We start from the raw sequence: 23,172 nt of genomic DNA, 5'->3' as shown, positions 1-23,172 counted from the left end.
CCGGGTCGTGCGCTATGATCCTTGCCGACCTCCCAACCCATTTTCGGACGGACCGCCATGAACGCGCCTCTGGATGCGGACAATCTCAATTTGATGAAATTCGGCATCGGCCAGCCGGTGCCGCGGCAGGAAGACCCCACCCTGCTCAGGGGCCGGGGCCGCTATACGGACGACGTCAACCTCTCGAACCAGGCCTATGCCGTGATGGTGCGAAGCCAGGTGGCACACGGCGTCCTGAAAGGCATCGATACGGCCGAGGCGAAGAAGATGCCCGGCGTGCTGGGCGTATGGACCGGCGCCGATCTCGTGGCGGCGGGCTTCGGTCTCCTGAAATGCATCATCCCCTTCCCCAACCGCGACGGCTCGCCGATGAAGAAGCCGGAGCGGCCGTCGATGCCCGTCGACAAGGTGAGGTTCGTGGGCGATCCGGTGGCCTTCGTCGTGGCCGAGACGCTCGCGCAGGCGAAGGATGCTGCCGAGGCGGTCGTGGTCGAGATCGAGCCGCTGCCGGCCGTCACCGATGCCAAGGCCGCCTGCCAGCCCGGCGCGCCGCGCCTTTATGACGACGTGCCCGACAATGTCTGCCTCGACTATCGCTTCGGCGATGCGACGAAGGTTGCGGAAGGGTTCGCCAGGGCCGCGCACGTCACCCGGCTGCACATCGTCAACAATCGTGTCGTGGTGGCGGCGATGGAGCCTCGCTCGGCGATCGCCGAGTTCGATGCCGCGTCCGGCCGTTATACCCTGCACTCCTGCAGCCAGGGCGTTTTCGGTCTCAAGAACCAGCTTGCCAACGACATCCTCAAGGTGCCGCCGGACAAGGTGCGCGTGGTGACCGGCAACGTGGGCGGCTCGTTCGGGATGAAGGCGTCGGCCTATCCGGAGTATGCTGGCCTCTTCCACGCCGCCAGGCTGCTCGGCCGGCCGGTCAAATGGACCGACGACCGTTCCGGGTCGTTCCTGAGCGACCAGCACGGCCGGGACCACGAGTTTGACGCCGAGCTGGCGCTCGACAAGGACGGCAATTTCCTCGCGCTGCGCTTCACCGGCTACAGCAACATGGGCGCCTATCTCGGCACCGTGGCGCCGATGATGGGCACGCTCAACGTCGCCAAGAATTCGGTGGGCGTCTACAAGACGCCGGCGCTCGAAGTGAACACCAAGTGCGTGTTCACCAACACCACCCCCGTCAGCGCCTATCGCGGCGCCGGCCGACCCGAGGGCAACTACTTCATGGAGCGGCTGGTCGACATGGCGGCGCGCGAGATGAAGATCGATCCCGTGGAGCTGCGCCGGAAGAACCACATCAGTCCCTCGGCCATGCCGCATAAGACGCCGGCTGCGACGACCTACGACTCGGGCGACTTCACGACGCTGCTCGACAAGGCGCTGGCCGCCGCCGATTGGACGGGCTTCGAGAAGCGCAAAGCCGAAAGCAGGAAGCGCGGCAAGCTGCGCGGCCGCGGGCTCGGCAACTATCTCGAGGTGACGGCACCGCCGCAGAAGGAACAAGGCGGCCTGCGCTTCGAGAAGAACGGCGACGTCACCATCATCACCGGCACGCTCGACTATGGCCAGGGCCACTGGTCGCCGTTCGCACAGGTGCTGACCGAGAAGCTCGGCATTCCCTTCGACAGGATCAAGCTGATCCAGGGCGACAGCGACCTCCTGGTCGCGGGTGGCGGCACGGGCGGCTCCAAATCGATCATGGCGTCGGGCGCGGCGATCGTCGAAGCTTCCGAGAAGGTGATCGAGAAGGGCAAGCAGATCGCAGCCCATGTGCTCGAGGCCTCGGCGGCCGACATCGAGTTCAAGGCCGGCCGCTTCGCCATCGTCGGCACCGACCGCGGCATCGGCATCATGGAGCTGGCCGAGAAGCTGCGCCAGGGCCTCAAGCTGCCCGAGGGCATGCCCACGACACTCGACGTCACGCATGTGCACGAGGCCGCGCCCTCGGCGTTCCCCAACGGTGCGCATGTCGCCGAGGTCGAGATCGATCCGGAGACAGGGACGGTCGCGGTTGTGAAGTACACGATGGTCAACGACTTCGGCACGGTCATCAATCCGCTGCTGGTGACCGGGCAAAGCCACGGCGGCGTGGTGCAGGGCATCGGCCAGGCGGTGATGGAGCACACGGTCTACAGCGAGGACGGCCAGCTCCTGACCGGCAGCTTCACCGACTATGCCCTGCCCCGTGCGGCCGACGTGCCTTCCTTCAGCGTCGGCTTCCATTCGGTGCCGGCCAAGACCAACGTGCTGGGCGCCAAGGGCTGCGGCGAGGCCGGTTGCGCAGGCTCCCTGCCCGCGGTGATGAACGCCATCGTCGATGCACTCGGCGGCAGGCATATCGACATGCCCTGCACCCCCGAACGCGTCTGGAAGGCGCTGGGGTCGTCGTAGCGCGGAGCATGAGGCAACCGGAGTTGCGCCCTCTGATCAAGCCGGTGTGAACATCGGCAGCGGCGGGCCGCCGTCGGTCGGCTTGAAGACCAGCTTCACCGCCTGCTCGACCTCGAGCTTGTCGAAGTCGCAATCGACGATGTTGGTCACCATGCGCGGGCCTTCGGCCAGGGTCACGTAGGCCATGGCGTAGGGCACCGGCGCGCGGCGCATGACGCTGTAGGAATAGATCGTTCCCTTGCCCGAGGCCTCGATCCATTCGGTCTTGTCGCTGAAGCAGAACGGACAGATGGTGCGTGGATAATGGTGCGCCTGCCCGCAGCTCGTGCATCTGCGCACCAGCAGCTTGCCTTTGCCGGCGGCGTCCCAGTAGGCCTGCGTCTCGAGGCTGACAGCCGGGGCCGGCAGCCTGCGCACTTTGGACTCGGCCATGGTCCTACTCCCTCTCCAGAATGACGGTGGCGCTGCCATGGCGCAGGCCCAGCGAGCCGCCCGTGCCGTGCGCGAGCGCGAGATCGCAGTTCTTCACCTGCACCTTGGGATGCGCCTCGCCGCGAAGCTGGCGGACGGCTTCCAGCACCTTGGTGAGACCGCCACGGTTGCCGGGATGGTTGCTGCAGAGCCCGCCGCCGTCGGTGTTGAAGGGCAGCTTGCCCGTGCCCGAGATCAGATTGCCGTCCGAGACGAACTTGCCGCCCTTGCCTTTCTCGCAGAAGCCGAGATCCTCGAGCTGCATCAGCACGGTGATGGTGAAGCTGTCGTAGATCGACGCGTACTTGATGTCGGACGGCTTGACGCCGGCCTCGGCGAAAGCTGCCGGCCCGCTGAAGCGCGCGCCGGAATAGGTGAGATCGACCTTGCCGCCCATCTGGGTCTTGATGAACTCCGAGGCGCCGAGCAGCTTCACCTTCGGCCGCTTGAGCTTTGCCGCGATCTCGGGCGCCACGACCACGATCGCGCCGCCGCCGTCGGTGATCACACAGCAGTCGAGCCGGTGCAGCGGATCGGCGATCATCGGCGAGTTGACGACATCCTCGACCGTGACGACGTCCTTCAGCAGCGCATGCGGGTTGTATTGCGCATGATGCGATGCGGCGACCTTGATCCAGGCGAGTTGCTCGGACGTCGTGCCGAACTCGTACATGTGGCGCATGGCGCACATGGCATACATGTTCACAACGGTCGGCCCGTACGGGAACTCGAACGGCTCGTCGGGCGTCGGCGTGCCGCCGCGGCTGCGCGGCACCGTGCCGGTCGCCATGCCCTCGGCGCGAGGTCGGCCGGCCAGCGTAATGAGCGCCACCTTGCATTTGCCTGCCGCGATCGCCTCGGCGGCATGCCCGACATGGAGCACGTACGAAGAGCCGCCGGTGTCGGTCGAATCGGAATGGCGCGGGCGCAAGCCCATGTATTCGACCATCGACATCGGCCCGAGCCCGGGCGCGTCGCCGGCACAGAAGTAGCCGTCGACGTCTTCCTTGCTGAGACCCGCATCCTCGAGCGCACCCTTGGCCACCTCCGCATGGATCTGAGCCAGCGACAGATCCTTCGCAAGACGCGTGGGATGCTCGTAGATGCCGGCGATGTAGGCCTTGCCCTTGATGCTCATCGGGCACCGTCTCCTTGCTCTCTATGTTGCAGTGCATCGTGAGCGATTCAGCCCTCACGGAAAAGCGACCGTTTCCGTTCTGAGGAATCTGTTGGTCTGCAATCGAAGGAGAGACTTTCTCTTTTCGCCATCGTCGCCGCGGCCTGCTTCGCCCCGATCGGCACAGCCCATGCGCAGGGCAAGATCCAGTAACGGCCGTTCACGCCGAGCGTTCGACACGGCGCTGTTCGGCGACATGAAGTTCTACGGCGAGAAATACAAGCCCGACCTGCTGCTGATCCCATCGGCGGCCACTACGTGATGAATCCGGCCGATGCCGCCTTCGTCACTAGAGAATGGATCAAGCCCAAGATGGTGCTGCCCATGCACTACGGCACCAACCCCTTCCTCAAGGGCACGCCGGCCGAGTTCAAGGCGGCGCTCGGGCAGACCTCGATCAAGGTGCTGGACGACTGGCAGCCGGGCCAGGTGAAGGAGTTTTGACGTCTTTGGGACCGCGCGCATCCTGCGCGCTCATGATCATGAGCGCGCAGGATGCGCGCGGTCCGTCTGCCTATGAACCGACGTCCCGCGCTCCCGGCGTGCGGGCGCGGAACTCGTCGGGGATCTCGCGGCCGGCGTCGGTGAAGGCCTTCTTCACGGCGGCCACGTTGGGACCGAAGATGCCCTTGCGATTGGCCTTCGCCCACTCGTTCGAGGCGACGATCGTGTCGAGAGAGCCCTGGAAGCGCGGCATCACGTAGCGGGCGAACAGCTCGTAGGAGCGCAAGGTGGCCTCGCGGCTCGCCCATTCGTGGGCCCGGAACAGCACGCCGCCGAAACCGCCGTTGGAATAGCCCAGCAGCCGCTCGATGCCCTTTGCGACCGTGTCGGGCGTGCCGACCAGCGTCGTGCCTTGCGCCACGCCCTCGCGCAGCGGGTCGTCGGAACGGCCCGGCGGCCGGCCGAGCGTGTCCTCGAAATAGGTCACCGTTTCCCGCCGCTCCCCGGCATTCACCTCGCGCAGCGCCTGCTCGTCGTCCTCGGCGACGTGCGCATTGACGACGATCCGCCACTTCGAACGATCGGCGGTCTTGCCGTGCCTGGCGGCAGTCTCCTCGTAGATCGCCCATTGCTTGGCCATCGCCTCCGGGCCGCCGGGAAGGCCAGCCCCGATCGAGAGCACACCGACACCGTGCTTGCCGGCCGCAATCATGCCGGACGGCGTGATCGTGCTCGCGCAGGCGATCGGGAAATGCGGATCGCTGTAGGGTGCGAGATGAAGCCGCGCCTCCCTGAGCTCGAACCAGTCGGTCTTCATGGTGACCGGCTCCTTGCATTCGAGGAGCCGCATGATCGCCTCGAGCGCCTGCTCCATGCGCGTACGCTGGGTGGAAGGGTCGATCCCCATCATATAGGCGTCCGACGGCAGCGCTCCGGGCCCGCAACCCAGCATCGTGCGCCCGCGCGACATGTGGTCGAGCTGCACGAAGCGGTTCGCGACCATGAGCGGATGATGGTAGGGCAGGCTCGTCACGCCCGAGCCGAGGCGGATGAATCGGGTCCGTTCGATGGCGGCGCCGATGAAGACCTCGGGCGCGGCGATCGTCTCCCAGCCTGCGGAATGATGTTCGCCGATCCAGGCCTCGTCGTAGCCCAGCTCGTCGAGCCATTCGATCAGCTCCATGTCGCGTGCCATGGAGAGCGTCGGATTCTCGCCCACCCGATGGAACGGCGCGAGGAAAATGCCGAATGTCAGGCCCTTGTGATTGCCGGTCTGCGCCATGCCCTTCAACTCCGTTTCGGCGACGCTAGCATGTCCGCCAACGTTGACCGAGCCTCCCGCGCACGATAGGCGGAAGCCTGCCATGACCGCCGCCGATACCTTGCCGCTTGCGCGCTTCACCGTGGTCGAGGTGAACGACCGCGGCGTGCCGCAATGCCTGCGGCTTGCCACGTCGCTCGCCGGCAAGATCGCGGCCGATCTTGGCGCGACGGTGCTCAAGATCGAGCCGCCCGGCGGCGATCCTGTAAGGCAGGCCCCGCCTCTTCTGTCGCAAGGCGGAAGCGCATTGTTCCAGTTCCTCAATACCTCGAAGCGCTCGCTCGTTGTCGATCTCGCGAGCGACACGGGCCGCGCCGCCTTGGGCAAGCTCCTCGAGACCGCGGATGCCGTGCTGTTCGAGGAGCCGGCCTCCGTCGCCGCGCAGGCACGGGCCGGCAAAGCGGCGCCGATCGAGATCGCAGCATTTCCTGTCGAGATGAACGCGGCGACGCAGCCGGTCAGCGAGTTCACCATCCTGGCGCTGAGTGGCCTCCTGCACATGGTGGGCGAGCCCGAGCGCAAGCCCCTGAAGCTCGGCGGCCATCAAGCCTCTTACGCCGCGGGCCTCACCGCCTTCACCGGTCTGGCGGCTGCCCTCTCTGCGCGCGACGCAGGGCGCCCGGCGCCACGCGTGCGCGTGTCGCTTGCCGAGGTCATGCAGTGGGTCAACTGGAAAGCGGCCTCAGGCGCCGAGGCGTCGGGCGTTTCGCCCGGACGCGAGGGCAAGCGGTCGGAGTTCCAGATCGTTCCCTGTCGCGACGGCCATGTCGCCGTGGTCTACACGGTGACGCAGTGGCCGGCGATGCGCGCACTGATCGGCGATCCACGGCTCGACGGCGGGAAATTCGCCGCACGCGCCGGCCGCCGCCAGAACGTCGCCGCACTCTATGAAATCATCATCCCCTGGTTTGCCGACAAGACACGCTTGGAGATCCAGGTGCTGGCCCAGGCCAAAGGCGTGCCCTTCGGACCGATCTTCTCGCCGGCCGAGCTGTTGGAGGCCGAGCAGTATGTTGCGCGCGGCTTCTTCGCCGAGATCGCGCATCCGACACTGGGCACGCTGCGTCTGCCGCAGCTTCCGGTGCAGTGGAACGGCCGCTCCTTCGCGCCGCGGCCGGCGCCGGAGCTGCCCGTATGATGGCGCGCCCGCTCTCCGGCATACGTGTCCTGGACTTCGGCCTGTTGACGGCCGGCGCGAATAGCTCGGCGATGCTGGCCGATCTCGGCGCCGACGTGCTCAAGATCGAATCGGGCGCCTATCTCGATCCGTTCCGTATCGTGGGCAAGCCCGACAACGAGAACGGCTGGTGGAACCGCTCGCCGCAGTTCCGCTTCACCAACCGCAACAAGCGCGGGCTGGCGCTGAACCTCAAGGAACCGATGGGCCAGCGTGTCGTCCGCGAGCTCGCGGCTCACTGCGATGTCGTGGTCGAGAACTTCCGCCGCGGCGTGCTCGATCGCGCCGGCCTCGGCTACAAGGAACTGAGCGCGGTCAATCCGCGGATCGTCTTCGCCGCGATCTCCAGCCAGGGCGACAGCGGGCCCGAGCGCATGAACGTCTCTTTCGGCAGCACGCTCGACGCCACCTCGGGCATCGCCGCCCTGACCGGCTACGAGGGCGAGGAACCGCGCATCTCCGGGATGGACGTGAACTATCCCGACCAGATCGTGTCGCTGTTCGCCGCAGGAATGGTGATTACCGCCCTGATGGAAGCGCGCCGCAGCGGCAAGGGCTGTTTCCTCGATTTCTCCCAGCGCGAAGTCGCCTCCTTCACCCTGGGCGAGGAGATCGTGGCAGCCGCAAGCGACCCCGCACGCATCGCAGACCGCCACGGCAACACCGTCGAGGGTATCGCGCAGCAGGATACTTATCGCTGCCGCGACGGACGCTGGATCGCCGTCACGGCGGCAAGCGAGCGCCCGGAACTGTCGACCTTCTGCGCCGAACGAACCAGCGCGACGGTCGTCGCCGAGCTGCAAGCGCTAGGCGTCGCCGCCGCACCGTGCAACGACGGCAACGATCTCCTGCGTGACAAGACCCTGGCTGGGGTGACGCTGGTGCGCGACGAGAACGGCCGGCTGGTCAAGGGCCTGCCTTACAGGCTCGACGGCAAGGGCGTCACCATCGAACGCACGGCGCCCGATCTCGGCCAGCACACCGAGGAGGTGCTGCGCGACCTGCTGGGCTACGATGACGCGATGCTCGAGGAACTCGCGAGAGCCGGCGTGACTTCCACCACGCCGAAGATGGGAGAGGTGTGATGGCGCGCGCCGAAGTGCTGAAGCTGATCGATCGCATGGCGATGCCCCTGATCGCCGCGCCGATGTTCCTCGTCTCCAATCCCGCCCTCGCCCTCGCCTGCTGCAGCGAGGGCATCATGGGAAGCTTCCCGGCCCACGGCACGCGCAGCCGCGAGGAGTTCCAGACCTGGCTCGACGAGATGCGGGACGGCATCAGGCGGCTGGAGGAGGCAGGCAGGAACCCGGCGCCCTGGGCCGTCAATCTCGTCGTCCATCCCTCCAACCCGCGCTATCCGGACGATCTCGAGCTGGTCGAGAAGTACCGCGTACCCGTGGTCCTCACCTCGAAGGGCGCGCCGGGCGATGCCATCAAGCGTATCCATGGCTGGGACGCCGTGGCGCTGCACGACATCGCCAATCGCCGCCATGCCGAGAAGGCGCTGGAAGCGGGCGTCGACGGCGTGATCGCCGTGGCGGGGGGCGCCGGCGGTCATACCGGCACGATCAATCCGTTCGCGCTGATGAACGAGGTGCGCCAGCTCGGCGAGCATTTCGCAGTCGTGCTGGCGGGCGGCATGTCGACCGGCCGCGATGTGCTGGCCGCCGAGGCGATGGGCGCGGATCTCGCCTATATCGGCACGCGTTTCATCGCGACGCGCGAGGCGATGGCGGCCGACGCGCACAAGAAGATGATCCTCGATACGCGGGCGACCGATGTCTTCCTGACCGCCTCGATCGACGGCGCTCCGGCGAACTGGCTGACCCCGAGCCTGCTCGCCGCCGGCATCGATCTCGACGTGCTGCGCACCACGCTGCCCGGCAAGATCGTGGCCGCGCAGGAGAGCAAGAAGCGCTGGAAGGACATCTACACGGCAGGCCACGGCGTCGGGAACATCGACGACGTCCCGACCGCCGCCGAGCTCTGCCGCCGTCTGATCCAGCAATATCGCGAAGCGAAGTCTCGAATGGTCGGCGGCCGCGCAAAAGCGGCAGCGGCATAGACTGCGGCCGCTTCCCTGCTCTAGGCTTCGCTCCCTCAGCCCGGGAGCAAAGCGTGAAGACGAAGGCGGCGGTCTGCTACGAAGCCGGCAAGCAGCTCGAGATCGAGACGGTCGATCTCGAGGGACCGAAGTTCGGCGAGGTGCTGGTCGAGATCAAGGCGTCCGGCGTCTGCCACACCGACGAGTTCACGCGCTCGGGCGGCGATCCGGAAGGGCTCTTCCCGGTGATCTTCGGCCACGAGGGTGCCGGTGTCGTGGTCGATCTCGGACCGGGCGTCGTGTCGCTCAAGAAGGGCGACCACGTCATCCCGCTCTACACGCCCGAATGCCGGCAGTGCAAATCCTGCCTCTCGGGCAAGACCAATCTCTGCACCGCGATCCGCACGACGCAGGGCCAAGGCGTCATGCCCGACGGCACCTCGCGCTTCTCGATCAAGGGTCGCAAGATCCATCACTACATGGGCTGCTCGACCTTCTCGAACTACACGGTGCTGCCCGAGATCGCGCTCGCCAGGATCCGGTCCGACGCGCCGTTCGACAAGGTCTGCTACATCGGCTGCGGTGTGACGACCGGCATCGGCGCGGTGATCAACACCGCCAGGGTCGAGCCGGGCGCGAATGTCGTGGTGTTCGGCCTGGGCGGCATCGGACTCAACGTCGTGCAGGGCGCGCGGATGGCGGGCGCCAGCATGATCGTGGGTGTCGATCTCAATCCGGCGCGCGAGGCTCTCGCCCGCAAGTTCGGCCTCACCCACTTCGTCAATCCCGAGACGCTGGAGGGCAAGGATCTGGTGGCGCATCTGGTCGAGATGACCGACGGCGGCGCCGATTACAGCTTCGAGTGCGTCGGCAACACTCGGCTGATGCGCCAGGCGCTGGAATGCTGCCATCGCGGCTGGGGCAAGTCGGTGATTATCGGCGTGGCGGGTGCCGGCCAGGAGATCAGCACGCGGCCCTTCCAGCTCGTGACCGGCCGGCAATGGCTCGGCACCGCGTTCGGCGGCGCCAAGGGCAGACGCGACGTGCCGAAGATCGTCGACTGGTACATGAACGGCAGGATCGACATCGATTCGCTCATCACGCACACCATGCCGGTGGAGCGGATCAACGAGGCGTTCGACCTGATGCATCGCGGCGAGTCGATCCGCAGCGTCGTCACCTTCTGACAGCCGAAAGGAACGATCGCCATGACCGTGCGCAAGCTGGGCAGCGCCACCATCCAGAAGGTCGAGGAGATCTGCGGTCCCGGCTTCAAGCCGACGCGCATGTTCCCCAGGTTCGACCAGGAGGCCTTCGACGCGCACAAGTCCTGGATGGTGCCCGAGCATGTCGAGCCCGGCAGCGGCCGGCTGGTCGGCAGCGTGCACACCTGGATCGTGAAGACGCCGCATCACACGATCCTGATCGACACCTGCCTCGGCAATCACAAGCAGCGGCAGAATCCGGGCTGGAACAATCTCGACACACCCTTCCTCGAACGGCTGAAAGCATGTGGCTGCCCGGCCGAATCGGTCGATTTCGTCATGTGCACCCACCTCCATGTCGATCATGTGGGCTGGAACACGCGGCTCGAGAACGGTCGCTGGGTGCCGACCTTCCCCAACGCAAAATATCTGTTCGCCAGGCGCGAGTACGCGCACTGGGAGCAGGAGCGCAAGACGCAAGGACCGGACGTCAATGGCGGCTCGTTCGACGACTCGGTGCTGCCTGTCGTGGAGGCCGGCAAGGCGGTGATGATCGAGACCGACCACCAGCCCGACCCGTTGCTGACCTTGAGGGACTACCCCGGCCACACGCCCGGCTCCGTCGCGGTCAACCTGAGCGACGGCGACCGCAAGGCCTGCTTCTCGGGCGATATCATGCACCATCCGATCCAGGTCTATTACCCCGACTGGTCGAGCCAGTTCTGCTGGGACCAGGATCTTTCGGCCAAGAGCCGGCGACTGCTCCTCGAGGATTGCGCCGAGAGCGGCGCGCTCCTCTGTCCGGCGCACTTCCCGGGCGCCAATGCCGGCTACATCAAGCGCCAGGGCAACAGCTTCAGGATCGAGTGGGATCGATGATCAAGCAGCTCCACGACCTTGAAGATCCCTCAGGCTTCGCCTTCGGGATGACACGGGAGCTTGGGCGGACGGCATCCGTTCCCAGAACAGTGTCATCCCGAGCGCAGCGAGGGATCTTTTCTCCGCAGCTCGAACAATCATGAAACTCGAGCCCTTCCTCTCCGGTCTCTGCTTCGGCGAAGCGCCGCGCTGGCACGACAGCCGGCTCTGGTTCTCGGACTTTTATGTTCATCAGGTCCGCGCGGTCGACGAGAACGGCAAGACGGAGACGATCGTCGAGGTGCCCGGCCGGCCTTCCGGTCTCGGCTGGCGGCCCGACGGCACGCTTCTGATCGTGAGCATGACGGATCGCCGGCTGATGCGCTTTGGCGGCGGCCGGCTCACAGTCGAGGCCGAGCTGGCGCCGCTCGCCACAGGTCATTGCAACGACATGGTCGTCGATGGCCTGGGGCGCGCCTATGTCGGCAATTTCGGCTACGACCGGCACGCCGGCGAAGCGCCGCGCACCGCCTGCCTGATCCGAGTCGATCCCGACGGCTCGGTGCACAAGGCGGCCGACGATCTGCTGTTCCCGAACGGCACGGTGATCACGCCGGACGGCCGGACCATGATCGTGGGCGAGACCTTCGCGCATCGGCTGACCGCCTTCGATGTCGCGTCTGACGGCACGCTTTCCAACAAGCGGCTGTGGGCCGCGATCGACGGCTGCTATCCCGACGGCATCTGCCTCGATGCCGAGGGCGCGGTCTGGGTCTCCGATCCGTTCGGCCATCGCGTGCTGCGCGTGCTCGACGGCGGCCGCATCACGCACAGCGTCGATCTCGCGCCGCGCGGAGCCTATGCCTGCATGCTGGGCGGCGCGGACCGGCAAACGCTCTATGTCATCACCAATTCCGGCAGCGGGCCGGCCGTCGCCGACAGGCGCGACGGCCAGATCGAGACGATGAGGGTGGATGTGCCAGGCGCCGGCTGGCCGTGAACCGTGCGGATCAGGGGGAAACCATGAAGGGTCCTGAAGACGATCCCGGGCTCGAGGGCAAGGTGGCGATCGTATCGGGCGGCGGCGCCGCGGGCGACGGCATCGGCAACGGTCGGGCGGCCGCGATCCTGCTGGCCCGCGCCGGCGCCAAGGTCGTGGTCTCCGACCTCGATCTCCGGCTGGCCGAGCGCACCGTCGAGATGATCAAGGCCGAGGGCGGCATCGCCGTCGCCGAGCCCTGCGACGCAACCAAGGAAGCCGACTGCCGCCGTCTCGTCGATGCTGCGGTCGATCACTGGGGGCGGCTCGACTTCCTCGACAACAATGTCGGCATCGGCAGCCGGGGCAGCGTCGTCCAGGAGAAGCCGGAGGAGTTCCGCCGCGTCATGCAGGTGAATGTCGAGACGATGTTCCTTCTCTCCAGGCACGCGATCCCGGCGATGATCAAGACCGCGAAGGGCGGCGCGATCGTCAACATCTCTTCGATCTCGGCGCTCAGGCCGCGCGGCCTCACGACCTACACGACCTCCAAGGCCGCCGTGATCGGCCTCACCCGTGCAATGGCGGTCGACCACGGCAAGGACCACATCCGGGTCAACTGCATATGCCCCGGCCCGATGTACACGCCGATGGTCTATGCCCGCGGCATGAGCGACGCCGCCCGCAGCCAGCGCGCCCGCGCCTCGACACTGAAGATCGAAGGCACCGGCTGGGACATCGGCTACGCCGTGCGGTTCCTGATGAGCAGCCACGCCCGCTACATCACCGGCCAGGTCCTGGTGGTCGACGGCGGCGTGACGCTGCAGGGACCGGAACGCGACAGTCAGGATCATTGAGGAGAAGCCATGGCCCGCCTGCCCTATCTCGAACCCGACCAGGTCGCGCCGGAATATCGCGACATGCTGAAGCGCAACACCAATCTGCACAAGCTCCTGGTGAACAGCCCCGACATGGCGAAGGCCTTCAACGGGGTCGGCAACTTCATCCGCTTCAGGAGCAAGCTCGATCCGCGTCTGCGCGAGCTCGCCATCCTGCAGGTCGGCTGGCTGGAGAGGTCGGAATACGAGTTCACCCATCACGTGAAGATCGGCAAGGAGTTCGGCGTCACCGACGAGGACATCCAGGGCCTGATGGCCGAGACCGAAGGCAAGCCTTCCAAGCTCGAGCCGCTGGCCAAGGCGATCCTGAAGGGCGCGCGCGAGATGGTGCGTGAGCTCGGCATGTCGGACGCCACCTTCGCCGAGATCAAGCAGCAGCTGTCCGACGAGCATATGACGGACCTCGTGCTGACGATCGCCTTCTACTGCGCCGTGGTGCGGGTGCTGGCGACGATGAAGATCGACAACGAGCCCCGCTACAAGGAAGTGCTGAAGCAGTATCCCATTCCCGGAGTGTCGTGAACATGCGCCTCAAGGACAAAGTCGCCATCGTGGTCGGCGCCGGGCAGAGCCCCGGCGAGGGCATGGGCAACGGCCGCGCCACCGCCCTTACCTTCGCGCGCGAAGGCGCCAGGGTCGTCTGCGTCGATCGCGATCTCGCATCGGCGGAAGAGACCGTAAAGATGATCGCCGAGAAGCAGGGCACGGCGGTGGCCTGCAAGGCGGACGTCACCCGGGCAGCCGACATCAAGGCCATGGTTGCCGACACGCAGGCGCGCTGGGGCCGCATCGACATCCTGCACAACAATGTCGGCGTATCGCTGGCCGGCGGCGATGCCGAGCTGCTCGATATCAGCGAGGAGGCGTTCGACCGCTGCGTGGCGATCAACCTCAAGAGCTGCATCCTCGCCTGCAAGGAGGTAATCCCGATCATGCGCCGGCAGAAGAGCGGCGCCATCATCAACATCTCCTCGATGGCCGTGATCACCACCTATCCCTACGTCGCCTACAAGGCGACCAAGGCGGCGATGGTCTCCTTCACCGAGCAGCTCGCCTACCAGAACGCAAGCTACGGCATCCGCGCCAACGTCATCCTTCCCGGCCTGATGAACACGCCGATGGCGGTCGACACCCGTGCCCGCGAGTTCAAGAAGACGCGCGCCGAGATCGAGGCCCAGCGCGACGCTCAGGTGCCGCTGCGCAAGAAGATGGGCACCGGCTGGGATGTCGCCAATGCCGCGCTGTTCCTGGCGTCGGACGAAGCCAACTTCATCACCGGCGTGACCTTGCCGGTCGACGGCGGCGCCAGCGTGCGGCGGGGCTAGAAGAGACACGGTCTTTGCTACTCTGGAAAGGCAAAGGAAGGGGGATTGTGATGCGAAGCCTGCTTATCGCGGCGGCGGCCGCCCTTGTCCTCTCGGACGCGGCCATGGCGCAGGACGCCGATCATCCCGGGGACAAGACCATGGTGGTCGGTTCCGACTTCGGCGTGGCGCCGTGGATGGTGCGCGGCGCGTCGGGGCCGGAGGGGTTCGGTGTCGACATGATCAAGGACATCGCCAAGCGCATCGGGCGGCCGGGCGTCGAGATCGCCGATATCAACTTCTCGGGACTGTTCGCGGCGCTCTTTTCCAAGCGCATCGAGTTCACGGTCAACCCTCTCAACATCACCGCCGAGCGCGCCGAGCGCATGCTCTATACCGAGCCGTTCTTCGCCACCGGCAACGGCTTCCTGATCCGTACCGCCGATCAGATGAAGGGGTTCGAGGATCTCAAGGGCAAGCAGCTTGCCGTCAATCGCGGCACCATCTCCGATACCTGGGCGACGGCGAACGCCGAGAAATATGGCTTCGAGGTGCAACGCTACGACACTTTCCCCGACTCGGTGCAGGCCGTGATCACGCGGCGCGCGTTCACGGCGCTGAACGAGATTCCGACCACCATCTTTGCCGCCAGCCAGAACAAGGCCATCAAGGTGGGCTTCAAGGACTTCAATGGCCGCAATTTCGGCTACGCCTTCCGGCTCGAGGACACTGCCTATCGCAATACCGTCGAGGAGGCGATCGAGTGCATGAAGCTCGATGGCACCCTCGCCCGGATGTACGAGAAGTGGTATGGCTCCGCGCCCGATCAGACCTCGACCATCAACGCCGTGTTCGTCGGCTATGGCCCGCCGGGGTTCAAGGGCTACGAGTTCAAGCCGCACGTGCCGGGCTGCAAGTAGACGGCCGACCCGGCCGTCATGCGCCCCCTCCTCGACAACTTCTTCAACCCGGGGATTCTCGCCCAGTACGGGCCCGCCATCCTCGGCGGCTTCGGAACGACAGTCGCCGTGGCGCTGCTCACGATCGTGGTCGGCGTTGGCAGCGGTCTGATTCTCGCCATCGTACGTACGATCGGGATCAGGCTGGCCGACATCCTCATCACGATCTTCGTCGACGTGTTCCGCACGCTGCCGCAGCTCGTCGTCATCGTGTTCATCTATTTCGGCCTGCCCTATGCGGGCATCCAGCTCTCGCCCTTCGCCGCGACCGTCATTGCGCTGGGCGCCGTGCTCGCTGCGTTCGCGACCGAGATCTTCCGGGCAGCGATCCAGGCCGTGCCGCAGGGGCAGTGGGACGCCGCGCGCTCGCTGGGATTGGGCTTCTTCCAGATCCTTGTCCTGGTGATCCTGCCCCAGGCGATCCGCCTCGCCGTGCCACTCCTCACCAACCGCGCCATCGCCATCACCAAGGGGACCGCGCTCGGAACGGCGGTCGCCTTGCCCGAGCTGCTGGGCCGCGCCGAGAGCGCCATGGCCATCGCCGCCAACCCCTCGCCGCTCACCCTCGCGGCCGCCCTCTATCTCGTCTTCTTCGTGCCGCTGGTGGTGGCGAGCCGCTGGCTCGAGGCGCTCGGTCCGGCCCGGCATTGACCATGGATGCGCTGCAGCTCTTCCTCGACAACTTCGCCGACTGGCCGAGCCTCATGCGCATCTGGCCTCTTCTGTGGCAGGGCCTGCAGCTTACCGCTCTTCTTGCCGCGGTGACGCTGCCGCTTGCGATCCTGGTCGGCCTCATGATCGCCATCGTCTACAGCTTCCACAACAAGGTCCTGAACGTTCTGCTGCTGATCTGGATCGATTTGTTCCGCTCCTTCCCGGTGCTGGTCCTGCTGATCCTGATCTTCTACGGCCTGCCTTTCCTCGGCCTGAAGCTGCCGTCCTTCCCCGCCTGCGTATTGGCGCTCACACTCAACAACTCGGGCTACTATGGCGAGATCTTCCGAGCCGGCATCGAGTCGGTGCCGACCGGCCAGCGCGAGGCCGCGCGGGCGCTCGGTCTGCATCCGCTGCAGATTGTCTTCCTGGTGGTCCTGCCGCAGGCGATCGCGCGCGTGCTGGCGCCGCTCGCCTCCAATTCGCTGGAGCTCGTGAAGACGACCTCGATTGCCTCGCTGGTCGCCCTGCCCGAACTGCTGCGCTCGGCCCGCGTCGCGCAGGAGCAGACCTACAACCCCACGCCCCTCACCGCCGCAGCGGTGATCTTCTTCGTCCTGCTCTGGCCCTTCGCGCGCTGGGTGGCGAAGCTCGAGCGCGACATGCTGATGAGGCAGAGATGAAGCGACTGAAGGGCAAGACAGCGCTGATCACCGGCGCCTCCTCGGGCATCGGCCGGGCCATAGCTCGGAAGTTCCATGCCGAAGGCGCGACCCTGCTGCTGATGGACATCACCGAGGAGGTTGTCGAAGGCGGCGAGCCGACGCACAGGATCCTGGGAGCGCCGTTCTTCCAGGGCGATGTGTCGAAGGAGGCCGACGTCGAGGAGGCGGTGCGCCGCGCGGCCCAGCCGACCGGCCGGCTGGATATCGTGATCAACGATGCCGTCGTCCGCGTCGGCAAGACGCTCACCGACACGAGCCTCGAGGAATGGAACCGTGTGATGGCCGTGAATGTAACCGGCGTGTTCCTGATGTGCCGCGCCGCCGTGCGCCGGATGCTGGGGCAGGAGGTCCGCAACGAGGTGCGCGGGCGCATCGTCAACATCTCGTCCCAGCATGGCATGATCGCCGCGCCCGGCGATTGCTCCTATGGCGTCTCCAAGTCGGCCGTCGTCTATCTCACGCGCCAGATCGCCGCCGACTACGGCAAGGACAACATCGTCTGCAATGCCGTCGCGCCGGGGAAGATCCTGACCGGCAAGGGCGGCCGCGCCGTCGAGCCGCGCTGGATCGAGTACAGCCATGCGCGCACGCCGCTGCCGCGCCTCGGCCGCCCCGAGGACGTGGCCAATGCCGCCCTCTTCCTGGCGTCGGACGAGGCGACCTTCATCACCGGCGAGAACCTGATGGTCGATGGCGGCTGGATGGCGAGCTGAGGGCGGCCCTGCCGACCGTCAGATGATCTCGAGCGCGGCGAGGCTGTCGGCGGTATCGACGATCGTCTCGTCGTTGGGACGCGGCGACCAGCCGAGCAGCGCCCGGGCCTTGTCGCTGGAGAACGTCCGCTTCTTGCCGAGCTCGAACAGGCGGTCGCGCAGCATCGGCTCGACAAAGCCGGCGAGCTTCAGCAGCCAGTCGGGCAGGCGCCGCGTCGGCACGCGCTTCGCAAGCTCCGGTCGCCGGCTGCGGAGTGTACGGGCGACGTCGGCCATCCAGTAGAACGAGCCGGCCGCAATGAAGCGCTCGCCTGCGGCTTTCGGGTCGGTCATGGCGCGCAGATGCAGGTCGGCGATGTCGCGCACATCCACCAGCGGCCAGCCGAACGCCGGCAAGCCCGGCAACGAGCCGTCGAGCAGCCTTTTCACCACGTCGATCGAGATCGCGTAGTCACGGCTGAGCAGCGGTCCCAGCACCAGGCCGGGATTGATCGTCGCCAGCTCGAGGTTTCCGCCCCGCTCCGTCACCCACGTCCAGGCGGCGCGTTCGGCAATGGTCTTCGACCGCTCGTAGGCCGAGGTGTCGGCGAGATTGGTCTCGTCGGTCCAATCGGCCTCCGTGAACGGCCCGCGGCGCAGGCCGCGGCCATAGGCGACGGCGGCGATCGACGAGGTCATCACGACACGTTTCACGCCGGCCGCCTGTGCCGCCGCCAGGACGCGCAAGGCGCCGTCGCGGGCCGGACGGACAAGCTCCTCCTCGCTCGTCCGGCCGGAAGGCAGAGGCGAGGCGATATGCAGGACATGATCGCAACCGGCCGCGGCGTCGGCCCAGCCGGCGTCGCGATCGAGGTCGGCGGCCACGAAGGACAGGCCGCTGGACGACCGGACGAGCGTCGACAAGCTCGCCCGTACCGCTTCGCTGCGTCGCAGGGAACGTACTGTGGCACGGACCCGCCAGCCTTCCCGCATCAGGCGTGCGATGCAGAAGCCGGCAATATAGCCCGACCCGCCGGTGACCAGGACGAGACGGCGTTCTTCCATGACGGGAATCTCCCTGCCGTGCCCGGCGACGGTGACATGAAAATTCCGGCCAACCAACACGGCCTTCACGATTTGTTTTGTGCGCGGTGATGGCGAAAGGCGCTAGTCGTTCCGGAAGAGCGACGGGGAGCAACCCATGAACGCCTTCATGACGATCTTCTACGACTGGTCGCGCGTCTTCGCGAGTTACTTCACCTGGCTGGCGCCGCTTGCGGCGCGCATCACCGTGGGCTGGGTATTCCTGTGGAGCGGCTGGGAGAAGCTGCAGATCCTGCCGCGCATGATCCAGAACTTCCGCGAATGGGGCATTCCGGCGCCCGAGGTCATGGCGCCCTTTGCTTCTTGTGTCGAGTTCGTGGGCGGCTTGTTGCTGCTGGTCGGGCTGCTGACGCGCTTCGCCGCCGTTCCGCTGATGATCGTGATGGTGGTTGCCATCATCTCCGCCAAGGCCGACCAGATCGACTCGCTGGAGACTTTCCTCGGCTTCGAGGAGGTCTCCTACTTCGTGATGTTCGCCTGGCTGGCGATCGCCGGTCCTGGACCGGTGTCGCTGGATCACCTCGTGCTCAAGACCTTCAGGCCCGGCAAGCCGACGGCCGAGTACGGAGCCTGATCTCGCCACTGTCGTTATGGTGGATATGACGGCACTGGAACGATGCAGGCACTTCAATGTTGCCACCATCCGTGGTCTGGCCTACATGCCCGCGCCCAGCGACTACCGACCGACGGGAGCACCTGGGCTCTATGAGACGTCGGACTTCTACAACAATATCTTCGCGGAACTGTGGGGGCCGGTGAGCCCTGCCGGCGGGCGTCCAGGGCGCGCCGACCTGCGCCGTTTCCGCGAACGATTGGGCGTCAATTTCATCCATTGCTACGACTGGGCGCCACCGATGGGCCAGAGGGATGCCTCCGCGGAGGATCGCCGCCTTCTCGAACATGTGGGCTTCCTGCAAGCCTGCCACGAGCTTGGCATGACGGCCACGATCCCCATCAGCAACTACACCCTGAATCTCTTGAGCCAGGGCAAGACAGAGGCCGCCCGTCGCCATGTCGAGTGCATCGTGGAGGAGATCCATGGCCAGAATGACGCAAGGGCGCCGGTGCCGGGCGCAGGCATGTGGAAGATCTTCAACGAGTACGAGCTGAACTTCGACCGCAACGCGGAGCACGTGGTCACCGTCATGGGCTGGATCGCCGACTGGGAAAAGGCGCACGGCGTGATCGACGAGAATCGTCTTCCGGTCGTGGTCAGCACTTCTTTTGCCCTGAAAGACGGCATCGAAGGCGCCTGGGCCCTGAAGGACGTGCGCGATGCCTTGCTTCGGCGTGACCAGATCGGCCCATACGATCCCGCCTCGTTCTGGCGCGAGCGCATCCTCTTCGCCACCAATCCGCAGAATCCCGGGCGCGACATCCGCGACTATGTCGCGCACCGCCTTCCAGCCTACTGGCAGCAGCATGGCATTCCGATCCCGCCGACAATGTTCACCGAACTCGGTTCGAGCATCGAGCAGGCCGGCGGAGAAACCCGACAGGCACAGTGGCTGGCGGAGCAGATCGAGGCATCGAAGCCGGGTGGCGGCGACGGATCGATGCTCGGCGCCTGCGTGTTCCTGAACGAGGAACGCCCCTGGGAACAGGGCGCCGAACGCTCCTTCGGCCTGCTGCGTTTCGGCCCCGACCGCAACTGGGCGCGGCCTTCGCAGAACTACCGCGCCGAAACCAGGTACCCCGTTTGGGATCCCCGAGGCTGGTGGTGGCCAAAGGATGCCGCCTATCCGGTCGAGCAACAGGCCGAAAAGCCGGCCTATCGTGCGGTCGCGACGGCCTGGGTCGGCTAGCCCGGATATCTCAAAGGAGAGAGGTGCATCGGAGGGCTGACTCTGAGAAAGTTGTTTTGCGACAACGACTTTATCCGAGAAAGGAAGCCGCTCCGATGCCGACAGAGTGTATTGCGGATTTGTTTGGATTTGCACCTGTTGAAAGGCGGGCGGTGGTTGCGTCGTTCGACGGCGGGTCGATCACACCGGACGCCGGCGGGCTGTTGCTGGGAGCGACGGATCGGGCGCTCGGACTGATCGATCGGTTAGCCGGCTGCTTTAGGGACTTTCGAGACCCGTCGCTGGTCGAGCACGCGGTGCGGACGCTGGTGGGGCAGCGGGTGTACGGGCTGGCGCTGGGCTACGAGGACCTCAACGACCACGACCATCTGCGCCACGATCGGCTGTTTGCGGTGCTGGCGGGCAAGCTCACGGCGCGCCGCCGGGACTGCGCGCCGGTGGCCGGCAAGAGCACGCTGAACCGGCTGGAACTGAGCGGGCCTGGGCGCTCGCTGTACCACAAGATCGACCACGACCCGGCGGCGATCGAGCGGCTGTTCGTGGCGGTGTTTGTGGAGGCGCACAAGCGGGCGCCGTCGCAGATCGTGCTCGACCTGGACGCCACCGACGATCCGCTGCACGGTGAGCAGGAGGGGCGGTTTTTCCACGGCTACTACGACGGCTATTGCTACCTGCCGCTCTACATCTTCTGCGGCCGTCATCTGCTGGCGGCCAAGCTGCGACGCTCCAACATCGATGCCTCGGCGGGGGCGGCGGAGGAGGTGGCGCGGATCGTGGCGCAGCTCCGCCGACACTGGCCACGGGTGCAAATCCTGCTGCGGGCCGATTCGGGCTTCGCTCGCGAGTCGCTGATGGCCTGGTGCGAGGCCAACGGGGTGGACTACCTCTTCGGCCTGGCGCGCAACGTTCGGCTGGCGGGCGAGATCGAGGCCGAGTTGGCGGCCGCCCAGGCCGAAAGCCGGCGGACCGGTCGGCCGGCCCGCCGCTTCAAGGACTTCCTGTGGTCGACGCGCGACAGCTGGAGCAGCAGGCGACGGGTCATCGCCAAGGCGGAATGGACGCACGGCGAGGCCAACCCGCGCTTCGTGGTGACCTCGCTGAAGGGCGGCAAGGCCCGGGCGATCTACGAGAAGCTGTACTGCGCGCGCGGCGACATGGAGAACCGCCTCAAGGAGTGCCAGGGCGAGCTGTTCGCCGACCGTACCTCGGCCGCCACCATGTGCGCCAACCAGCTGCGCCTGTGGTTTGCCTCGATGGCTTATGTGCTGCTCTGCGCCTTGCGCCGCATCGGGCTCAGGCACACCCGCTTCGCCCAGGCGAGCTGCGGCTCGATCCGCCTGGCGCTGCTCAAGATCGGGGCGCTGATCACCATCAGCGTGCGACGCATCAGGCTCGCCATGGCCTCGGCCTGGCCCAACCAGCGCTCCTTCAAGCAGGCCTGGATCTCACTCGCTGCCGCCGCCCGCTGACGACCCAGACAGCGCATAGGCCACATTCGCCCAGATAGCGTCGCAGCCCGCGGCGTGTTGCCGCTCGCCCGCGTTCACGCCCGCTCCCTCTTCGCCGCATCCACGCGGGCCACCATCTTCGACTGCCCGCCGATCATGACGTCAGAGATGATGGTTTGAGAAATCCGGGCTAGCGCCGCCCTATCCGTGCTTCTCGCGCGAATCGGCTGGCGCCCCGGCGCGTTCGTTCATGCCGTAGTCCCGGGCGACATGCGCCACACGCAGGCGGTAGTCACGGAAGACGCCGTTGCGGCCGGCCCGTTGCGCCTGGCGGTGGGCCTCGAGCGTACGCCAGGCCTTCACCGCCTCCTCGTCGCGCCAGAAGGAGAGCGAGAGGATCTTCCCTTCCTCCGTGAGGCTCTGGAAACGTTCGATGCTCAGGAAGCCGTCGATCTTCTCCAACTCCGGCCTGAGCGCGGCGGCAATGTCGAGATAGGCCTGCTTGCGGCCGTCGGCCGGCCAGACCTCGAAAATCACGGCGATCATGGTGCTTCTCCCTCCAGGCTGCGGCCCACCGCTTCATAAAGTGCGCGACGACCGGTTTCGAGATGCATCAGATGCGTTCCCGCCTCCAGCTTGATGTCGCGACGGAAGGGCGCGGCTGTCGCGGCATCGAGGATCATCGCTGCATCGTGATCGCGACAAAGCGAATCCCAGGCGCCGCGCACGACGGCGACGGGTCGCGCGAGCCTCGCCAGTTCCCAGGCCAATCTTCCATGCCAGGCCGCGACATTGTCGGCGCGAGGGCCGTTGGGAATACGGACCGCAGGCGGCGTGCGCGTCGCAGCATCAGGATCGCTCGCGAGATAGGCCGGCGCCCAGCGGTCGAAGGCGACCAGCACCGGCGGATGGCCGGCGGGCACGTCCTCGACGAAACGCGCATGTTGCGCCTCGTTGCCGACCTCACCCCAGGCGGGCAGCGTCGCTGGCCCACCCTCGCCGTCCCGCCGCGCGATCGGGGCGAACAGGACGAGCTGATCGACCGCATGGGGCTCGGCGGTGGTCGCAAGGCCCGCCGGCATGCTGCCCCAGGAATGGGCGACCAGCGACACCCGCTGCCGACCGGTCTCGCGGCGGATCAACGCCAGCACCGACGCGATCTGCACCGCCGCATGCGCCGTTCGGCCGAGCGGCGGATGGCGATCGGCCGGCTCGGCCATCTCGGGATAGCGGCCGCTCTCGCCGAAGCCCGCGAAGTCGAAGGCCCAGGCGTCGAAGCCACGCGCATTCCAGTCGTCGAGCCAGGAGCCGTCGCCGAAGTCGAAACCGACCGAGAGCGCTGACGGGAACGTCGCGCCATGGACGTACAGTACCACCGGCGCACCCGGCTTGGGCTGGCGGCGGACGAACAGCGACGGGCAGGCGGCTGTCGCGGGTATACGGAAGGTCTGTTGGATCATGACCGGGAGATAGGCGCTCCTGGCCGGCCGTCATTTCGGTGCTGAC

Annotated in this window: 25 protein-coding genes; 19 read left to right on the top strand and 6 right to left on the bottom strand. The window is 66.5% G+C overall.

Annotated features, from left to right (window positions below; genetic code table 11):
* Nucleotides 1–57 precede the first annotated feature (57 nt).
* Nucleotides 58–2,400 (top strand): xanthine dehydrogenase family protein molybdopterin-binding subunit, encoded by a 2,343-nt coding sequence (locus OJF58_RS15310; protein ID WP_300778558.1) that lies wholly within the window; start codon nt 58–60, stop codon nt 2,398–2,400.
* Between the two features lie 36 nt (nt 2,401–2,436).
* Here the strand turns inward: OJF58_RS15310 and OJF58_RS15305 are convergent, their stop codons facing one another.
* Both OJF58_RS15305 and OJF58_RS15300 read right to left on the bottom strand, forming a co-directional pair.
* Nucleotides 2,437–2,832, bottom strand: a complete 396-nt coding sequence (locus OJF58_RS15305; RefSeq protein WP_300778557.1) for a Zn-ribbon domain-containing OB-fold protein — start codon at nt 2,830–2,832, stop codon at nt 2,437–2,439.
* Between the two features lie 4 nt (nt 2,833–2,836).
* Entirely contained in the window at nt 2,837–4,009 is a 1,173-nt protein-coding gene (locus OJF58_RS15300) for a thiolase domain-containing protein (RefSeq protein WP_300778556.1), read from the bottom strand.
* Between the two features lie 169 nt (nt 4,010–4,178).
* Here OJF58_RS15300 and OJF58_RS15295 point away from each other — a divergent pair, with 169 nt between their 5' ends.
* Both OJF58_RS15295 and OJF58_RS15290 read left to right on the top strand, forming a co-directional pair.
* Entirely contained in the window at nt 4,179–4,310 is a 132-nt protein-coding gene (locus OJF58_RS15295; RefSeq protein WP_300778555.1) for a hypothetical protein, read from the top strand.
* On the top strand, nt 4,307–4,492 hold the full coding sequence (locus OJF58_RS15290; protein WP_300778554.1) for a hypothetical protein: 186 nt from the start codon (nt 4,307–4,309) through the stop codon (nt 4,490–4,492). The genes OJF58_RS15295 and OJF58_RS15290 overlap by 4 nt, the downstream gene beginning before the upstream one ends.
* A gap of 70 nt (nt 4,493–4,562) precedes the next feature.
* Here OJF58_RS15290 and OJF58_RS15285 read toward each other — a convergent pair whose 3' ends face one another.
* A complete protein-coding gene (locus OJF58_RS15285; protein WP_300778553.1) occupies nt 4,563–5,774 on the bottom strand; it encodes an LLM class flavin-dependent oxidoreductase in 1,212 nt (403 codons plus the stop codon).
* Nucleotides 5,775–5,856: 82 nt separating this feature from the next.
* Here OJF58_RS15285 and OJF58_RS15280 point away from each other — a divergent pair, with 82 nt between their 5' ends.
* The 13 genes from OJF58_RS15280 (at nt 5,857) to OJF58_RS15220 (ending at nt 17,330) form a co-directional block, all read left to right on the top strand.
* Nucleotides 5,857–6,951, top strand: a complete 1,095-nt coding sequence (locus OJF58_RS15280; RefSeq protein ID WP_300778552.1) for a CoA transferase — start codon at nt 5,857–5,859, stop codon at nt 6,949–6,951.
* Nucleotides 6,948–8,075 (top strand): CoA transferase, encoded by a 1,128-nt coding sequence (locus OJF58_RS15275; protein ID WP_300778551.1) that lies wholly within the window; start codon nt 6,948–6,950, stop codon nt 8,073–8,075. Before OJF58_RS15280 ends, OJF58_RS15275 begins: the two co-directional genes overlap by 4 nt.
* Nucleotides 8,075–9,055 carry a nitronate monooxygenase gene (locus OJF58_RS15270; RefSeq protein WP_300778550.1) on the top strand — a complete coding sequence of 327 codons (981 nt, stop codon included), beginning with the start codon at nt 8,075–8,077 and terminating at the stop codon, nt 9,053–9,055. The genes OJF58_RS15275 and OJF58_RS15270 overlap by 1 nt, the downstream gene beginning before the upstream one ends.
* Nucleotides 9,056–9,108: 53 nt before the next feature.
* Nucleotides 9,109–10,221, top strand: a complete 1,113-nt coding sequence (locus OJF58_RS15265; RefSeq protein ID WP_300778549.1) for an S-(hydroxymethyl)glutathione dehydrogenase/class III alcohol dehydrogenase — start codon at nt 9,109–9,111, stop codon at nt 10,219–10,221.
* Nucleotides 10,222–10,242: 21 nt separating this feature from the next.
* The gene (locus tag OJF58_RS15260; RefSeq protein WP_300778548.1) at nt 10,243–11,118 is read left to right on the top strand and encodes an MBL fold metallo-hydrolase; all 876 of its coding nucleotides are present in this window, start codon (nt 10,243–10,245) and stop codon (nt 11,116–11,118) included.
* Nucleotides 11,119–11,257: 139 nt separating this feature from the next.
* Nucleotides 11,258–12,097 carry an SMP-30/gluconolactonase/LRE family protein gene (locus OJF58_RS15255; protein WP_300778547.1) on the top strand — a complete coding sequence of 280 codons (840 nt, stop codon included), beginning with the start codon at nt 11,258–11,260 and terminating at the stop codon, nt 12,095–12,097.
* Nucleotides 12,098–12,120: 23 nt separating this feature from the next.
* Nucleotides 12,121–12,933: an SDR family oxidoreductase gene (locus tag OJF58_RS15250; protein ID WP_300778546.1), complete on the top strand. Its 813-nt coding sequence runs from the start codon at nt 12,121–12,123 to the stop codon at nt 12,931–12,933.
* Nucleotides 12,934–12,942: 9 nt separating this feature from the next.
* Nucleotides 12,943–13,497, top strand: coding sequence for a carboxymuconolactone decarboxylase family protein (locus OJF58_RS15245; protein WP_300778545.1), 555 nt, complete (start codon nt 12,943–12,945; stop codon nt 13,495–13,497).
* 2 nt (nt 13,498–13,499) lie between these two features.
* Nucleotides 13,500–14,300, top strand: a complete 801-nt coding sequence (locus tag OJF58_RS15240) for an SDR family NAD(P)-dependent oxidoreductase (protein WP_300778544.1) — start codon at nt 13,500–13,502, stop codon at nt 14,298–14,300.
* A 50-nt stretch (nt 14,301–14,350) separates the two neighbouring features.
* A complete protein-coding gene (locus OJF58_RS15235) occupies nt 14,351–15,199 on the top strand; it encodes a transporter substrate-binding domain-containing protein (RefSeq protein WP_300778543.1) in 849 nt (282 codons plus the stop codon).
* Between the two features lie 18 nt (nt 15,200–15,217).
* Nucleotides 15,218–15,889 carry an amino acid ABC transporter permease gene (locus tag OJF58_RS15230; protein ID WP_300778542.1) on the top strand — a complete coding sequence of 224 codons (672 nt, stop codon included), beginning with the start codon at nt 15,218–15,220 and terminating at the stop codon, nt 15,887–15,889.
* Nucleotides 15,890–15,891: 2 nt separating this feature from the next.
* Nucleotides 15,892–16,575, top strand: coding sequence for an amino acid ABC transporter permease (locus OJF58_RS15225; RefSeq protein ID WP_300778541.1), 684 nt, complete (start codon nt 15,892–15,894; stop codon nt 16,573–16,575).
* On the top strand, nt 16,572–17,330 hold the full coding sequence (locus OJF58_RS15220; RefSeq protein WP_300778540.1) for an SDR family oxidoreductase: 759 nt from the start codon (nt 16,572–16,574) through the stop codon (nt 17,328–17,330). The genes OJF58_RS15225 and OJF58_RS15220 overlap by 4 nt, the downstream gene beginning before the upstream one ends.
* An 18-nt stretch (nt 17,331–17,348) precedes the next feature.
* On the opposite strand, the gene OJF58_RS15215 is transcribed toward OJF58_RS15220, so the two are convergent.
* Entirely contained in the window at nt 17,349–18,374 is a 1,026-nt protein-coding gene (locus OJF58_RS15215) for an NAD-dependent epimerase/dehydratase family protein (protein WP_300778539.1), read from the bottom strand.
* Nucleotides 18,375–18,510: 136 nt separating this feature from the next.
* Between OJF58_RS15215 and OJF58_RS15210 the strand changes: the two genes are divergently transcribed.
* The 3 genes from OJF58_RS15210 (at nt 18,511) to OJF58_RS15200 (ending at nt 21,687) form a co-directional block, all read left to right on the top strand.
* Nucleotides 18,511–18,987, top strand: coding sequence for a DoxX family protein (locus OJF58_RS15210; RefSeq protein WP_300778538.1), 477 nt, complete (start codon nt 18,511–18,513; stop codon nt 18,985–18,987).
* A gap of 85 nt (nt 18,988–19,072) precedes the next feature.
* A complete protein-coding gene (locus OJF58_RS15205) occupies nt 19,073–20,218 on the top strand; it encodes a hypothetical protein (protein ID WP_300778537.1) in 1,146 nt (381 codons plus the stop codon).
* A gap of 95 nt (nt 20,219–20,313) precedes the next feature.
* A complete protein-coding gene (locus OJF58_RS15200) occupies nt 20,314–21,687 on the top strand; it encodes an IS1380 family transposase (protein ID WP_300778536.1) in 1,374 nt (457 codons plus the stop codon).
* 180 nt (nt 21,688–21,867) lie between these two features.
* Here the strand turns inward: OJF58_RS15200 and OJF58_RS15195 are convergent, their stop codons facing one another.
* Nucleotides 21,868–22,212, bottom strand: a complete 345-nt coding sequence (locus OJF58_RS15195; RefSeq protein WP_300778535.1) for an antibiotic biosynthesis monooxygenase — start codon at nt 22,210–22,212, stop codon at nt 21,868–21,870.
* Nucleotides 22,209–23,126, bottom strand: a complete 918-nt coding sequence (locus OJF58_RS15190) for an alpha/beta hydrolase (RefSeq protein WP_300778534.1) — start codon at nt 23,124–23,126, stop codon at nt 22,209–22,211. Before OJF58_RS15190 ends, OJF58_RS15195 begins: the two co-directional genes overlap by 4 nt.
* Nucleotides 23,127–23,172: the final 46 nt, after the last annotated feature.

The organism is Enhydrobacter sp., assembly GCF_030246845.1.
GTDB lineage: Bacteria > Pseudomonadota > Alphaproteobacteria > Reyranellales > Reyranellaceae > Reyranella.
Note: the sequence above shows the minus strand (reverse complement) of the source record. Positions and strands in the feature narration are given on the sequence as shown.

Bases quoted from the DNA above. Each gene is read 5' to 3' on its own strand.
- OJF58_RS15310 (WP_300778558.1), top strand. From the start codon at position 58: ATGAACGCGCCTCTGGATGCGGACAATCTCAATTTGATGAAATTCGGC.
- OJF58_RS15305 (WP_300778557.1), bottom strand. From the start codon at position 2,832: ATGGCCGAGTCCAAAGTGCGCAGGCTGCCGGCCCCGGCTGTCAGCCTC.
- OJF58_RS15300 (WP_300778556.1), bottom strand. From the start codon at position 4,009: ATGAGCATCAAGGGCAAGGCCTACATCGCCGGCATCTACGAGCATCCC.
- OJF58_RS15295 (WP_300778555.1), top strand. From the start codon at position 4,179: ATGCGCAGGGCAAGATCCAGTAACGGCCGTTCACGCCGAGCGTTCGAC.
- OJF58_RS15285 (WP_300778553.1), bottom strand. From the start codon at position 5,774: ATGGCGCAGACCGGCAATCACAAGGGCCTGACATTCGGCATTTTCCTC.
- OJF58_RS15280 (WP_300778552.1), top strand. From the start codon at position 5,857: ATGACCGCCGCCGATACCTTGCCGCTTGCGCGCTTCACCGTGGTCGAG.
- OJF58_RS15275 (WP_300778551.1), top strand. From the start codon at position 6,948: ATGATGGCGCGCCCGCTCTCCGGCATACGTGTCCTGGACTTCGGCCTG.
- OJF58_RS15270 (WP_300778550.1), top strand. From the start codon at position 8,075: ATGGCGCGCGCCGAAGTGCTGAAGCTGATCGATCGCATGGCGATGCCC.
- OJF58_RS15260 (WP_300778548.1), top strand. From the start codon at position 10,243: ATGACCGTGCGCAAGCTGGGCAGCGCCACCATCCAGAAGGTCGAGGAG.
- OJF58_RS15255 (WP_300778547.1), top strand. From the start codon at position 11,258: ATGAAACTCGAGCCCTTCCTCTCCGGTCTCTGCTTCGGCGAAGCGCCG.
- OJF58_RS15250 (WP_300778546.1), top strand. From the start codon at position 12,121: ATGAAGGGTCCTGAAGACGATCCCGGGCTCGAGGGCAAGGTGGCGATC.
- OJF58_RS15245 (WP_300778545.1), top strand. From the start codon at position 12,943: ATGGCCCGCCTGCCCTATCTCGAACCCGACCAGGTCGCGCCGGAATAT.
- OJF58_RS15240 (WP_300778544.1), top strand. From the start codon at position 13,500: ATGCGCCTCAAGGACAAAGTCGCCATCGTGGTCGGCGCCGGGCAGAGC.
- OJF58_RS15235 (WP_300778543.1), top strand. From the start codon at position 14,351: ATGCGAAGCCTGCTTATCGCGGCGGCGGCCGCCCTTGTCCTCTCGGAC.
- OJF58_RS15230 (WP_300778542.1), top strand. From the start codon at position 15,218: ATGCGCCCCCTCCTCGACAACTTCTTCAACCCGGGGATTCTCGCCCAG.
- OJF58_RS15225 (WP_300778541.1), top strand. From the start codon at position 15,892: ATGGATGCGCTGCAGCTCTTCCTCGACAACTTCGCCGACTGGCCGAGC.
- OJF58_RS15220 (WP_300778540.1), top strand. From the start codon at position 16,572: ATGAAGCGACTGAAGGGCAAGACAGCGCTGATCACCGGCGCCTCCTCG.
- OJF58_RS15215 (WP_300778539.1), bottom strand. From the start codon at position 18,374: ATGGAAGAACGCCGTCTCGTCCTGGTCACCGGCGGGTCGGGCTATATT.
- OJF58_RS15210 (WP_300778538.1), top strand. From the start codon at position 18,511: ATGAACGCCTTCATGACGATCTTCTACGACTGGTCGCGCGTCTTCGCG.
- OJF58_RS15205 (WP_300778537.1), top strand. From the start codon at position 19,073: ATGCCCGCGCCCAGCGACTACCGACCGACGGGAGCACCTGGGCTCTAT.
- OJF58_RS15200 (WP_300778536.1), top strand. From the start codon at position 20,314: ATGCCGACAGAGTGTATTGCGGATTTGTTTGGATTTGCACCTGTTGAA.
- OJF58_RS15195 (WP_300778535.1), bottom strand. From the start codon at position 22,212: ATGATCGCCGTGATTTTCGAGGTCTGGCCGGCCGACGGCCGCAAGCAG.
- OJF58_RS15190 (WP_300778534.1), bottom strand. From the start codon at position 23,126: ATGATCCAACAGACCTTCCGTATACCCGCGACAGCCGCCTGCCCGTCG.